Genomic DNA, 14,095 nt, shown 5'->3' on the forward strand with positions numbered 1-14,095 from the left:
GCCTTCCCTACCCCTCGTACGACCGTCCCGGCCGTCCCGCGCGCCCGGGGCGGGACCGCCACGCCCTCCACCCCTCCAGGGAGACACCGCCATGCCCGCACGCACCCGCAGAGCGGCCGCCGCGCTCGCCGCCACCGCCTCGCTCGCCCTCTTCGCCACCGCCTGTACCGGCTCCGCCGGCGACACCGCGAGCGACGACCCGAAGGCGGAGACCACCCTCACCTTCTGGCACGGCTGGTCGGCCCCCTCCGAGGTCAAGGCGATCGAGGAGAACGTCGCCCGCTTCACCAAGGCCCACCCGAACATCAAGGTGAAGGTCGTCGGCAACATCAACGACGACAAGCTGGGCCAGGCGCTCCGCGCGGGCGGCTCCAACGGCCCGGACGTGGTCGCCTCCTTCACCACGGCCAACGTCGGCAAGTTCTGCCACACCGGCGCCCTCGCCGACCTCAAGCCCTTCGTCGAGAAGGACAAGCTCGACCTCGACAAGATCTTCCCGAAGGTCCTCCAGGAGTACACCCAGTTCGAGGGCAAGCGCTGCACGCTGCCGCTGCTCTCCGACGCGTACGGGCTCTTCTACAACAAGGACGCCTTCAGGAAGGCCGGGCTCGACCCGGAGGCGCCGCCGAAGACCTGGTCCGAGTTCACCGAGGTCGCCAAGAAGCTGACGAAGGCCAAGGGCGACTCGTACGAGCAGCTCGGCTTCATGCCGAACTACCTCGGCTACGAGACGGTCGTCTCGCACTACATGTCGCAGTGGAGCCACGGCGGCTACTTCGGCGCGGACGGCAAGTCGACGGTGGGCACCGACCCCGGCTTCGCCGAGATGATGACGTACCAGAAGTCGCTGGTGGACGCGCTCGGCGGCTTCCAGAAGCTCGACAAGTACCGCACCACCTTCGGTGACGAGTGGGGCGCCAAGCACCCCTTCCAGACCGGCCAGGTCGCGATGCAGCTGGACGGCGAGTGGCGGCTGAACTTCGTCAAGGAGGCGAAGGTGCCGTTCGAGGTCGGCGTGGCGCCGCTGCCGGTCGCCGACGACGAGGTCTCCGAGTACGGCAAGGGCTACCTCTCCGGCACGATCATGGGCATCGCGCCGCAGTCCAAGAAGCAGAACGCCGCCTGGGAGCTGGTCAAGTACATGACCACGGACACCGAGGCCGTGGTGGGCTTCGCCAACTCCATCGGGAACGTCCCCTCCACCCTGGAGGCCCTGAAGTCCCCAAAGCTCACCTTCGACCCGCGCTTCAAGACCTTCCTGGAGATCGCCCAGCACCCGAAGTCCACCACCTCGGACGGCGCGGTGAACGGCTCCGCGTACCAGGACACCCTCCAGAAGTTCGCCCAGCAGTACGAGAAGGGCCAGGTCACCGACCTGAAGAAGGGCCTCGCCGACACCGCGGCCCAGATCGACCGCGACATCGCCGCGGCGAAGTGACGGCCGGACCCCGCCCATGAGCACGGACACCCTGCCCGCGACGGAGGCGGCCGCCCCGGCCGCCTCCGCCCCCGGGAAACGCAACACGCTCCGGTCGAAGCGCCGGCGCAACGCGCTCCGCACCCTGGCCTTCATGGCGCCGTTCCTGATCGGCTGCGGCTTCTTCTTCGGCTACCCGCTCGTCTCGACCGTCTACTTCTCGCTGATGAAGTACGACGGCCTCAACCCGCCGGAGTGGCGGGGCCTGGCCAACTGGGAGTACGTCTTCACGTCCTTCCCGCAGTTCTGGCCGGCCCTGCGGAACACCCTCTGGCTCTGCGTCGTCATGGTGAGCTGCCGAGTTCTCTTCGGCCTCGGCATCGGCATGCTGATCACGAAGATCAAGACGGGTGCGGGAATCTTCCGGACCCTCTTCTACCTGCCCTTCCTGGCCCCGCCGGTCGCGGCGACGCTCGCCTTCGTCTTCCTCCTCAACCCCGGCACGGGACCGGTCAACGCGCTCCTGGAGGCGATCGGCCTCCCCGCCCCCGCCTGGTTCACCGATCCCGCCTGGGCCAAGCCGGCCCTCACCCTCCTCGCCGTGTGGGGCATCGGCGACCTCATGGTCATCTTCATGGCCGCCCTGCTCGACGTGCCCAAGGAGCAGTACGAGGCCGCCGAACTGGACGGCGCGGGCCCCTGGCAGCGATTCCGGCACATCACGCTGCCGAACATCTCGCCGATCATCCTCTTCGCGGTCGTCACCGGGATCATCGGCGCGATGCAGTACTACACGCAGCCGATCGTGGCCTCCAAGGTCGCCTCGGGCGTGATGGGCGGCTCCGGCGTCACCTTCGTCCCCGGCTACCCCGACGACTCCACGCTCACGCTGCCGCAGCTCGTCTACAGCCTCGGCTTCAGCCAGTTCAACTACGGCGCGGCCTGCGTGATCGCGCTCGTGCTGTTCGCCTTCTCCATGGCCTTCACCGCCCTGCTCATGCGCCGGCGCGGCGGCCTGATCGGCTCGGGTGACTGAACCATGACCCTCACCGCCCCCTCCCCGACGTCCGCGACCCCCGCCTTGCGACGGGCCCGCCGCAAGGCGCTGCTGCACTGGATCGCCGTGCACTCGCTCGGGATCGCCGCGGCCCTCTTCTTCGTCCTGCCGTTCGTCTTCGTCGCGCTGACCTCGCTGATGAGCGACCAGCAGGCGCTGACCCGCGACCTCACCCCGGACTCCTGGCACTTCGAGAACTACGCCAAGGTCTTCGACACCCCCGGCTTCCTCACCTGGTGGAAGAACTCGCTGCTGTACGCGGGGCTCGGCACCGTCCTCGTCGTGGTGTCGTCGGTCCCCGTCGCCTACGCGCTCGCCAAGTTCCGCTTCCGCGGCCGGCACCTGTCACTGCTGCTCGTCATCTCGATGATGATGCTGCCGCCGCAGGTCGTGATCATCCCCATGTACCTGTTCTGGGCCAAGCAGGCCGACCTGTCCGGCTCGCTCTGGCCGCTGATCATCCCGCTGGCCTTCGGCGACGCCTTCGCGATCTTCCTGCTGCGCCAGTTCCTCCTCACCATCCCCGACGAGTACGTCGAGGCGGCCCGGATCGACGGCTGCGGCGAACTGCGCACGCTGCTGCGGATCGTGCTGCCGATGGCGAAGCCCGGCATCGCCGCCGTCGCCCTCTTCCAGTTCTTCTACTGCTGGAACGACTACTTCGGGCCGCAGATCTACGCCTCCGAGAACCCGGCCGCCTGGACGCTCAGTTACGGCCTGGAGTCCTTCAAGGGCGCGCACCACACCGACTGGAACCTGACCATGGCCGCGACCGTCCTGGTCATGGCCCCCGTGATCCTCGTGTTCTTCTTCGCGCAGAAGGCGTTCGTCGAGGGAGTCACCCTGACCGGAGTGAAGGGCTGAGAAAAAGATGAAGCTCGCTGTCGTGGGGGGCGGTTCGACCTACACCCCCGAACTGATCGACGGATTCGCGCGGCTGCGCGACACCCTGCCCCTCACCGAACTCGTCCTCGTCGACCCGGCCGCCGACCGGCTCGACCTCGTCGGCGGCCTCGCCCGGCGGATCTTCGCCAAGCAGGAGCACGGCGGACGGATCACCACCACCACCGACCTCGACGCCGCCGTCGAGGGCGCCGACGCCGTCCTCCTCCAGCTCCGCGTCGGCGGCCAGGCGGCCCGCGACCAGGACGAGACCTGGCCGCTGGAGTGCGGCTGCGTCGGCCAGGAGACCACCGGCGCCGGCGGCCTCGCCAAGGCGCTGCGCACGGTCCCCGTCGTCCTCGACATCGCCGAGCGGGTCCGGCGCGCCAACCCCGACGCCTGGATCATCGACTTCACCAACCCCGTCGGCATCGTCACCCGCGCCCTCCTGAACGCCGGGCACAAGGCCGTCGGCCTGTGCAACGTGGCCATCGGCTTCCAGCGCAAGTTCGCCCGCCTCCTCGACGTGGCACCCGCCGAGATCCACCTCGACCACATCGGCCTCAACCACCTCACCTGGGAGACCGGCGTCCGGCTCGGCGGCCCGGACGGCGAGGACGTGCTGCCCCGGCTGCTCGCCGAGCACGGCGACGCGATCGCCGGCGACCTGCGCCTGCCGCGCCCGGTGATCGACCGCCTCGGCGTCGTCCCCTCGTACTACCTGCGCTACTTCTACGCGCACGACGAGGTCGTGGAGGAGCTGCGCACCAAGCCGTCGCGGGCCGCCGAGGTCGCCGCGATGGAGAAGGAGCTCCTGGCGATGTACGGCGACCCGGCGCTCGACGAGAAGCCGGCGCTGCTCGGGAAGCGCGGCGGCGCCTTCTACTCGGAGGCGGCCGTGGACCTGGCGGCCTCGCTGCTGGGGGGCTCTGGCTCGCCGTACCAGGTGGTGAACACCCGCAACGGCGGCACGCTGCCCTTCCTGCCGGACGACGCCGTCATCGAGACGCAGGCGGCGGTCGGGCCCGGCGGAGCGGTGCCGCTGCCGGTCGCGCCGGTGGACCCGCTGTACGCCGGTCTGATCGCGAACGTGACGGCGTACGAGGACCTGGCGCTCGACGCGGCCCTGCGCGGCGGCCGGGAGCGGGTCTTCAGGGCGCTGCTCGCCCACCCGCTGGTCGGCCAGTACGCGTACGCCGAGCAGCTCACCGACCGCCTGATCGCCCACAACCGGGAGCACCTCGCGTGGGCGTGAACGGGGTACTGCTCGCGGTCGACGCGGGCAACAGCAAGACCGACGCGGCGGTCCTCGCGGCGGACGGCACGGTCCTGGGCACCGCGCGCGGCGGCGGCTTCCAGCCGCCGCTGGTGGGGGTGCCGGCGGCGGTCGACGGGCTGGCGGAGATCGTGGGCAGGGCGGCCGCCGACGCGGGCGTCCCCCTCTCCTTCGCCCATGTCACCGCCTGCCTGGCCAACGCCGACCTGCCGGTCGAGGAGGCCGCGCTGGAGCAGGAACTGCGCGAGCGGGGGTGGAGCCCTTCGGTACGGGTCCACAACGACACCTTCGCGATCCTGCGGGCCGGACTCGACGAACCGCGCGGGGTGGCGGTGGTCTGCGGCGCCGGGGTGAACTGCGTGGGCATGACCCCGGACGGGCGGACCGCCCGCTTCCCGGCGATCGGGAAGATCTCCGGGGACTGGGGCGGGGGCGGGGGCCTCTCCGACGAGGCCCTGTGGTTCGCGGCCCGCGCCGAGGACGGGCGGGGCGAGCCGACCGAGCTGGCCCGGGCGCTGCCCGCGCACTTCGGCCGGAAGACCATGTACGCGCTGATCGAGGCGCTGCACCTGGGCATGGTGCCGCACGCGCGGCGGCACGAGCTGGTGCCGGTGCTGTTCCGGGTGGCGACCGAGGGCGACCCGGTGGCGCTCTCCCTGGTGCACCGGATGGCCGAGGAGGTCGTGGCGCTGTCGACGGTGGCGCTGCGGCGGCTCGGGCTCCTCGACGAGGAGGCGCCGGTGGTGCTCGGCGGCAGCGTGCTGGCCGCCCGGCACCCGCAGCTGGAGGAACGGCTGCTCGGACTCCTCGCGGAGCGGGCCCCGAAGGCGGTCGTCCGCTTCGTGACGGCGCCGCCGGTGCTGGGCGCGGGGCTGCTCGCCCTGGACGAGTCGGGGGCGGGTCCGGAGGCGGCGGCGCGGCTGCGGGGGCACTACGCGGCCTGACGTCCCGCCCGTCGTCGTGGTGGGGCGCCCTCCTTCCCGGGGGCGCCCCTCCGGCATGTTCACCTGTTCGAGCGATGCCGGGGACGGAACCGGTCGGGGCCGGCCGGCGTATACAGAGGGAAGGGTGTTCGAGGAGAGTTCGAGGAGGACCCGAGGAGGATCCGAGGAGGGCGGAGAAGGGTCCGAGGGGGCTCCGGGGAGACGGCGAGAGGGGGCTCGCCCGCGGAACTCCCAAGGGAGTGGGGCACGATAGGCACAAGATCGTGCCGTTCCCGGTGTGCGGGCGGGCCGCCTGCGGCCATACTGCTCGCCGGGGTCGATCGACGTCGAGACCGAGGGGGAGGTCACGTGACACAGCCGCCGAGCGCGCCCGCCGCGGCGCAGGGCCCGCCATCCGCGCCCGCCCGGCCGACGGTGCCGGGGCAGGTCTCGCGCGCCGCCGCCGTCGGCGCCGCTCCGCCGCCCGCGCGGGGCGCGTGGGCGATCGGGCGCGAGGTGCTGCGCGAGGCCGCGACGACCGAACCGGGCCGGCTGCGGATCCTCGGCGCCGTGCTGGCGCTGCTGGTCCTCGCGCTTGGCACGGTCGCCGGTCTCGAGGCCGCCGACCGGGCCGGCTCCGCCGAGGACGTCGTCGGGCGCAGCCAGCCGCTGAGCGCCGACGCCGCCGCGATCTACCGCTCCCTGGCCGACGCCGACTCGACCGCCGCGGCCGGCTTCCTCGCCGGGATACTCGAACCGGCCGAGTCCCGGGCCCGCTACGACCGGGACATCGCGACGGCCTCCCGTCTCCTGGTGAAGGCGGCGGCGAACACGGACGGTTCGGGCGAGGCGGCCCGCGAGATCGCCACCCTGAACGAGCTGCTGCCCCGCTACACCGGGCTGATCGAGCGGGCCAGAGCCGCCAACCGGCAGGGCCTGCCGCTGGGCGGCGCGTATCTGCGGTACGCCAACCAGGAGATGACGACCCGGCTGCTCCCCGCGGCCGAGAGGCTCTACGCGGCGGAGACCGCCCGCCTCCACCAGGACGACGACGACGCCCGCGCCTGGCCCTGGCCGGCGCTCGGCGCCGGGGTGCTCGCCCTCGGCGTCCTGGTCTGGGCCCAGCGGCGGGAGTACCGGCGCACCCACCGGGTCTTCAGCCGGGGGCTGCTCGCCGCGAGCGCCGCCGCCATGGCGGCGCTGCTGTGGCTGGCCGGGGCCCACACCCTGGCCCGGGCGGGCCTCGGCTCGGCGCAGTTCGAGGGCCAGCAGTCGCTCCAGCTGCTCAACGAGGCGCGGATCAGCTCCCTCAAGGCCCGCGCCAACGAGAACCTGACCCAGGTCGCCCGGGGCGCGGTGCTCACCGAGGACGGGAAGAACGACAAGTACGAGGCGGAGTACGCGACCGGCATGGCCGCGCTCACCGACGCGCTCGCGCGGGCGACCCGGCTCGCCGACGACGAGGCCGGGCAGGCGCCGCTGCGGGAGGCCGCGGAGCGGGCCGGCGAGTGGCGGAAGCGGCACGCCGCCGCGCGGGAGCTCGGGGAGGGCGGCGAGTACCGGGACGCCCTCGACCTGATCATCGGGCCGAAGGGCGAGGCGGAGCCGAAGGAGTCGGCGGGCTGGTCCTTCGACCAGGTCGACGCCGCCCTGGAGCGTGCGCTCGCCCACGAGCAGGCCGAGTTCACCCGCTCGGCGAGCGGGGCGGTGGACGCGCTGACCGGGCTGCCGCTGGGCGCGGCGGCGCTCGGCGCGCTGGGCGCCCTCGCCGCGGTGCTCGGCATCAACCGAAGACTGTCGGAGTACCGGTGAGAAGGGACGGAGTACCGGTGAGAGGGGGCGGGATGGCATACGACGGCGAGCCGGCGGCGCGGCGGGCGGCCCGGCGGCTGCGGGGCTGGGGCGGCGTGGCCGCGATGGGCGCGGCCTGCGCCCTGACCGCCTCGCTCACCCTGCTGCCGCTGAGCCGGGACGCGGGCGGCGCGGGCGCGTCCGCCGGGCCCTTCGGGCCGGGTCCCGGCGTGGGCACCGGCGTCCAGGTCAAGGCCGACACCTGCGAGAACCCGCAGGCGTCGCTGCGGCCCTCCGCGGTGGACGGCCCCTCGGTCGCCGCGATCAAGAAGCGGGGGAAGCTGATCGTCGGCGTCGACCAGTCCAGCTACCGCTGGGGGTTCCGGAACCCGGAGACCGGCACCCTGGAGGGCTTCGACATCACGCTGGCCCGGGCGATCGCCAAGGACCTGCTGGGCGACGAGGAGGCGATCGTGCTGCGCGCGGTGCCCACGAACCAGCGGATCGCGGCCCTGGACGGCGGCAAGGTGGACCTGGTGGTCCGCACGATGACGATCAACTGCAAGCGGATCGAGCAAGTCGCCTTCTCCACCGCCTACTTCCGGGCCGGACAGCAGGTACTGGCGCCGAAGGACTCCCCGGTCACCGGCTACGACGCCTCGCTGAAGGGCCGGCGGGTCTGCACCGCCGAGGGCTCCACGGCCTACGAGGCGCTGGAGGAGAAGTCCTTCGGCGCGGTCTTCCGGGACGAGGGCGACGGCACCCCCGCCGACCGGAACCTGCTGACCGTCCCCAACCAGCTCGACTGCCTGGCCCGGCTCCAGATGGGCGAGGTCGACGCGGTCGTCACGGACAACGCGCTCGCGGCCGGGCAGGCCGCGCAGGACCCGGCGGTGGAGCTGAAGGGCGAGCCGTTCACCGAGGAGTACTACGGGGTGGCGGCCAGGCTCGGGAACGACGACCTGGTGCGCCGGGTCAACAAGGTGCTGGAGGAGTATCGGAAGGGCCCCTGGCAGGACGCGTACAGGACCTGGCTGGAGGCCGGGCTCGGCAAGGCCGAGCCGCCCCTCCCGCTGTACAAGTAGAAGGAGTTGAGGAGAGCGATGGGCGTCACGGGACCCCCTGGGCCGGTGATGGACCGGGACGAGGTGGACCGTGCGCTGGCGCGCCTCGGCGCGGAGCACAAGGCGGTCGAGGACTCGCTCCTCGCGCTCCAGGACCACGCCGGGCGGCGGCTCCTCGAGGGCGCCGGCCTGACCGGCACCACGCGGGAGCGGTGGGCGGAGACCGAGCGGACCATCACCGCGCTCTGGAGCTGCTTCGACGCGTACACGGCGGCGCTGCGGGAGGCCCGCGAGGTCCGGTCGCGGCACAAGTGGCCGAACCGGGAGGAGCTGGCGGAGCTGACCGAGCGGCTGCGCGGCGACTCGGTGCACGTGCCGGGCGGCGCGGGCGAACAGGCGCTGCTGGCCGAGCGGTTCACCCTCGACGGCCTGGTGCGGCGGATGAACGAGCTGTACGCGGTCTCGCTCGACGTGGTGGTGACGGCGGACGCGGTGTGGTCGGCGCTGCCCGCGCGGATAGACCTGCTCGCGGCCGAACTGGGCCGGACCCGTTCCCTGGCGTACTCGGTCGGGGTGCGGCCGGGGGAGCATCCGGCCGGTGACGAGCTGGAGTCGATCACGGCCGAGCTGACCGAGCTGCGGTCCCGGGTGGTGACCGACCCGCTGGCGTTCTGGCGCCCGGCGGAGGGCAGTTCGGCGCCGGGCGGCGGCCGGCCGGACACCGCGCGGTACGACCGGGCGGCGCTCGCCCTGGAGGACGTGCGGCGGGAGATCGAGGCGGTCCTCGCGGTGCGGCAGGACTCCGAGGAGCGGCTCCTTCGGCTGCGGGACGTGCTGTCCCGGGCGGACCGCACGCTCGCGGAGGCGCGGGTGGCGCGCGGCGAGGTGCTGGCGAAGATCGCCGCCTCCGAGGTGCCGGCCGTGAGCGGGCCGCCGACGGCGCTCCAGGAGGGGCTCCAGGCCGCCGCCGAGCACCGCAGGCACGCCCGGTGGCACCGCCTCTCGCCGCTCCTCGACGCGCTGGAGCGGGAGGCGGAGGAGGAGCTGCTGCGGGCCCGGGACTCGCTGACGGCGGTGACGGCGCCGCTCGCGGTGCGGGCGGAGCTGCGCGGCCGGCTGGACGCGTACCGGGCGAAGGCGGCCCGGCTCGGCGGGGCGGAGGACCCCTTCCTGACCGAGCGGTACGACACGGCGCGCCGGATGCTGTGGAGCGCGCCCTGCGACCTGCGGGCGGCGGAGCAGGCCGTGCTCCGCTTCCAGCGGGCGGTGGCGGAGCTGCTGTCCGGTCCGTCGGACACGGGAGGACGACAGTGGTGAGCGGTATCGGAGCGCCGGGCGGCTGCCAGCGGCCCACCTGCGAGGGCGCGTACGAGGACGTGGGCGGCGGCGAGCTGTACTGCGACACGTGCGGGCTCGCGCCGGTGGTGGCGCCCAGCGGGCACCTCCAGGCCAATCCGACCGGGGTCGCGGTGCCGGGCAGGCACGGCGGCGACCGGGGCTCCGGGACGGGCGCGGGCTTCGGCACGCCGTCCGAGGCGGCGGCCTGGGGGCCCGACTCGGCGTCGGCGCGCAGCGGTTCGCGGGCGTCCTCGCGGGCCTCGTCGCGCTCCGCGTCCTCGCGCCGCTCGGTCTCCGGGCGGCTGTCGCGGGCGCTGTCCGGGCAGGCGACGGGCCGTTCGGTGTCGGTGCGCAGCTCCGGTTCGTCCACCGAGCGGTCGGCGCGCAAGCGGCTCGGCGCGGGGCTCGTCACGATCCCGGAGGTGCCGCGCCCCGATCCGCGCGCGGCGGTGATGGCGGACCCCGAGGTGCCGGAGCGGAAGCGATTCTGCTCCCGGTCCGACTGCGGGGCGCCGGTGGGCCGCGCGCGCGGTGACCGGCCGGGCCGTACCGAGGGGTTCTGCACCTCGTGCGGACACCCGTACTCCTTCGTCCCGAAGCTCCGGGGCGGTGACGTGGTGCACGGCCAGTACGAGGTGGCGGGGTGCCTCGCGCACGGCGGCCTCGGCTGGATCTACCTGGCCGTGGACCGGGCGGTGGCGAACCGGTGGGTGGTCCTGAAGGGCCTGCTCGACACCGGCGACCAGGACGCCATGGCGGCGGCGATCTCGGAGCGCCGCTTCCTCGCCGAGATCGAGCACTCCAACATCGTCCGGATCTACAACTTCGTCGAGCACCTCGACCCGCGCACCGGCTCCCTGGACGGCTACATCGTCATGGAGTACGTGGGCGGCAAGTCGCTCAAGGAGATCGCCAACGACCGGCGGACCCCGGAGGGCCGGCGCGACCCGCTGCCGGTCGACCAGGCGTGCGCGTACGGCATCGAGGCGCTGGAGGCCCTGGGCCATCTGCACAGCCGCAACCTGCTGTACTGCGACTTCAAGGTGGACAACGCCCTCCAGACCGAGGACCAGCTGAAGCTCATCGACATGGGCGCGGTCCGGCGGATGGACGACGACGAGTCGGCGATCTACGGCACGGTCGGCTACCAGGCGCCGGAGGTGGCGGAGGCCGGGCCCTCGGTCGCCAGCGACCTGTACACGGTGGCCCGCACGCTCGCCGTGCTCACCTTCGACTTCCAGGGCTACACCAACGTCTTCGCGAGCTCGCTGCCGGAGCCGCAGCACATCGAGGTCTTCCAGCGGTACGAGTCCTTCTACCGCTTCCTGGTGCGGGCGACCGATCCGGACCCGGCGCGCCGCTTCTCCTCCGCCGAGGAGATGGCGGAACAGCTGACGGGAGTGCTGCGGGAGGTCGTGGCGCTCGGATCGGGTCGGCCCCGGCCGGCGCTGTCCACGCTCTTCGGCGCGGAGACCCGGGTCACCGACACCGTGCTCTTCGCCGAGTCGGCCGAGGACGTGTCCGTGCTGGGGGCCCGCCGCACCGGACGGGCCCGGCGCTCCGCGCCGCCGGCCGCGGCGGGCGTCCCCGCCGGGCAGGGGCTCGGTTCGCTGCTCGCCCCGCTCGACGTGGCGGCCACCGCGCTGGCGCTGCCGGTGCCGCGGGTGGACCCGGCGGACGCCAACGCCGGTTTCCTCGCCGGTCTGCTGGCCGCCGCCCCCGCCGAACTCCTCGGGGCGCTGCGGGCCGCGCCCGCGGACACCCCCGAGCTGCGGCTGCGCGCCCTGCGGGCCCAGCTCGACCTGCGCGACCTGGTCTCGGCCGGGCAGACGCTCGGCGCCCTGGAGCAGTGGGACGCGGACGACTGGCGGGTGGTGTGGCACCGGGGCGTCGCCTCGCTGGTGGGCGGCGACCTGACGCACGCGGCGCTCGCCTTCGACGCGGTCTACGACGCCTTCCCCGGGGAGCCCGCGCCCAAGCTGGCGCTCGGCGTCTGCGCGGAGGTGCTGGGCCAGCTCGACAACGCGGCCGAGTACTACCACCTGGTGTGGACGACCGACCCCGGTTTCGTCAGCGCCGCCTTCGGTCTCGCCCGGGTGCGGCTCGCCGCGGGGGACCGTACCGGCGCGGTCGCCGCGCTCGAATCCGTACCGGAGTCCTCCATCCACTACACGGCGGCCCGGGTCGCGGCCGTGCGCGCCCGGCTGCGCCGCCGGCCGCCGCGCGAGCCGCTCGGCGACGACCTGACGGCTGCGGCCGCCCAGGTCTCGGCGCTCGGCGGCTTCGGCCTGGACCCGGTGCGCCGGGAGCGGCTGGCGACGGAGGTGCTCGGTACGGCCCTGGACTGGGTACTCTCCGGTAGTCCCGGTGCCGCGCCGGGCGGCGGGGAGCCGCTGCTCGGGAGCGACCTGGACGAGAACGGGCTCCGCTTCGGCCTGGAGCGCGCCTACCGGGTGCTGGCCCGGCTCGCCCAGCGGGGCGAGGAGAGGATCGAACTGGTGGAGCGGGCCAACCGCTACCGCCCCCGGACGTGGGTGTGAGGATGTCCCAGAAGCCCCAGCCGCCGTCGCACGGCCTCGCCGTCTGCCCGGACCCGGAGTGCGGCGAGCCCGTGGATCCGCGGGACCGCTTCTGCGGGGCCTGCGGCCACGACCTGTCCGCCGTCGCGGAACTTCCCGCCGGGCAGGACCGGCCGACCATGCCGATCGCCGCGCCCGTCTGGCCCGAGGCACCGCCCCGGGACCCCGGCTCGCTGTCGACGATGACCCAGCACCCCGGCGAACTGCCGGGCACCGACTCGGGCGGCCGCGACCTGCCGACGGTACCGGTGGGCGCGCCTCCGGCCGAGCCGCCGGTCGCACCGCCGGTCGCGCCGCCAGTCGCGCCTCCGGCCGGTTCTCCGGCGGGTTCTCCGGCCGCGCCGCCGGTCGCGCCGCCGGGCGGTTCTCCGGCGGGCCCTCCGGCCGGTCCTCCGACGGCTCCCCCGGTGGGCCCTTCGGCCGCGTCCGCAGGCGCACCGCCGGCGGGTCCTCCGGCCGGTCCTCCTGCCGGTCCTCCGACCGCTCCCCCGGCGGGCGCTCCCGTCGCGCCCCCCGTCGCGCCGCCGGTCACGCCGCCGGCCGGTCCTGCGGTCGGGTCCCCGGTCGCTCCTCCCGTCGTGCCGCCGGCGGGGCCCGTGGCCGGGGCCGGTGGGGGATCCGTGCGGGATGACGGGGCCGTGCGGACGGACGGGCCGGTGCCGCCGAGCGGGGAGACGGTGCGGGGCGGGGGCGACTTCGAGCTCGCCGCGCCCGATCCGCGGGCCGCCGTGCGGGCCGAGCCCCCGGCCGAACCCCCGGCCGGGACCGAAACCGCCGGGACCGAAACCGGCGGGGAGGTGCCCGAGGGGGTCTGCGTGGCCTGCCGGGCCGGGCGGGTCGACGGGGACGGGTACTGCGAGAACTGCGGGCACGCCCAGCCCCGCGAGCGCGACCACATGGAGCGGGAGCTCGGCACGGTCGCCGCGGTCAGCGACCGCGGACTGCGCCACCACCGCAACGAGGACTCGTTCGCGATCACCGAGTGCGCGCTGCCCGACGGGCGGCCCGCCACCGTCGCGATCGTCTGCGACGGCGTCTCCTCCGCCCACCGCCCCGACGAGGCGTCCGCCGCCGCGGCCCGGGCCGCCGGCCGTGTGCTCGGCGAGGCCCTGCCCCGCGGCACCCACCCGCAGCAGGCCATGCACGAGGCGATCGTCGCCGCCGCGGAGGCCGTCACCGCCCTGGCCCGCGAGCCCGGAGCGGACGGCACGGGACCCGACGCCCCGCACGGCGGCAACTCCCCCGCCTGCACCATCGTCGGCTCCGTCGTCGCGGACGGACTGCTCGTCGTCGGCTGGGTCGGCGACAGCCGCGCCTACTGGGTGCCCGACGACCGCTCCGCGCCCGCCGCCCGGCTCACCGAGGACGACTCGTGGGCCGCGCAGATGGTCAAGGCGGGCCTGATGAACGAGGAGCAGGCGTACGCGGACGAGCGCGCCCACGCCATCACCGGCTGGCTCGGCGCCGACGCGTACGAACTGGAGCCGCACACCGCCGCGTTCAAGCCGGACCGGCCCGGCGTGGTGGTGGTCTGCACGGACGGCCTGTGGAACTACGCGGAGGCCGCCGACGCGATGGCCAGGGCCGTGCCCGCCGACGCGGCGGCCCGGCCGCTGCACGCGGCGCGGGTCCTCGTCGGGCACGCGCTCGACGGCGGCGGACACGACAACATCACGGTCGCCCTGACGCCGTTCGCCCCGCCGCACCCGGGGGCAGGCTCTTCCTGACCACCCGTCACCACCCACGTCCGCACCCCCCGCGCCCCGCA

General features: G+C 74.3%; 10 protein-coding genes. All 10 read left to right on the plus strand.

What is annotated here, in order from left to right; translation table 11 throughout:
* The first annotated feature begins 91 nt into the window (after positions 1 to 91).
* Complete coding sequence (locus ACIGHB_RS22925) at positions 92 to 1,438, plus strand: ABC transporter substrate-binding protein (protein WP_399915458.1); 1,347 nt, start codon at positions 92 to 94, stop codon at positions 1,436 to 1,438.
* Positions 1,439 to 1,571: 133 nt separating this feature from the next.
* On the plus strand, positions 1,572 to 2,453 hold the full coding sequence (locus ACIGHB_RS22930) for a sugar ABC transporter permease (protein ID WP_360309596.1): 882 nt from the start codon (positions 1,572 to 1,574) through the stop codon (positions 2,451 to 2,453).
* A gap of 3 nt (positions 2,454 to 2,456) precedes the next feature.
* A complete protein-coding gene (locus ACIGHB_RS22935; RefSeq protein ID WP_399915460.1) occupies positions 2,457 to 3,338 on the plus strand; it encodes a carbohydrate ABC transporter permease in 882 nt (293 codons plus the stop codon).
* A 7-nt stretch (positions 3,339 to 3,345) separates the two neighbouring features.
* Positions 3,346 to 4,611, plus strand: a complete 1,266-nt coding sequence (locus ACIGHB_RS22940) for a 6-phospho-beta-glucosidase (RefSeq protein ID WP_399915462.1) — start codon at positions 3,346 to 3,348, stop codon at positions 4,609 to 4,611.
* On the plus strand, positions 4,602 to 5,576 hold the full coding sequence (locus ACIGHB_RS22945) for a BadF/BadG/BcrA/BcrD ATPase family protein (protein ID WP_360309492.1): 975 nt from the start codon (positions 4,602 to 4,604) through the stop codon (positions 5,574 to 5,576). Before ACIGHB_RS22940 ends, ACIGHB_RS22945 begins: the two co-directional genes overlap by 10 nt.
* Before the next feature lie 348 nt (positions 5,577 to 5,924).
* Positions 5,925 to 7,367, plus strand: coding sequence for a hypothetical protein (locus tag ACIGHB_RS22950; RefSeq protein ID WP_399915465.1), 1,443 nt, complete (start codon positions 5,925 to 5,927; stop codon positions 7,365 to 7,367).
* A 32-nt stretch (positions 7,368 to 7,399) separates the two neighbouring features.
* Positions 7,400 to 8,431 (plus strand): glutamate ABC transporter substrate-binding protein, encoded by a 1,032-nt coding sequence (locus ACIGHB_RS22955; RefSeq protein ID WP_399915467.1) that lies wholly within the window; start codon positions 7,400 to 7,402, stop codon positions 8,429 to 8,431.
* 18 nt (positions 8,432 to 8,449) lie between these two features.
* Positions 8,450 to 9,727, plus strand: a complete 1,278-nt coding sequence (locus ACIGHB_RS22960; protein ID WP_399915469.1) for a hypothetical protein — start codon at positions 8,450 to 8,452, stop codon at positions 9,725 to 9,727.
* On the plus strand, positions 9,724 to 12,288 hold the full coding sequence (locus tag ACIGHB_RS22965; RefSeq protein WP_399915471.1) for a tetratricopeptide repeat protein: 2,565 nt from the start codon (positions 9,724 to 9,726) through the stop codon (positions 12,286 to 12,288). Before ACIGHB_RS22960 ends, ACIGHB_RS22965 begins: the two co-directional genes overlap by 4 nt.
* A gap of 221 nt (positions 12,289 to 12,509) precedes the next feature.
* Positions 12,510 to 14,054, plus strand: a complete 1,545-nt coding sequence (locus ACIGHB_RS22970) for a PP2C family protein-serine/threonine phosphatase (protein WP_399915656.1) — start codon at positions 12,510 to 12,512, stop codon at positions 14,052 to 14,054.
* The last annotated feature ends 41 nt before the right edge of the window (positions 14,055 to 14,095 follow it).

Source organism: Streptomyces sp. NPDC085460 (assembly GCF_044541975.1).
GTDB lineage: Bacteria > Actinomycetota > Actinomycetes > Streptomycetales > Streptomycetaceae > Streptomyces.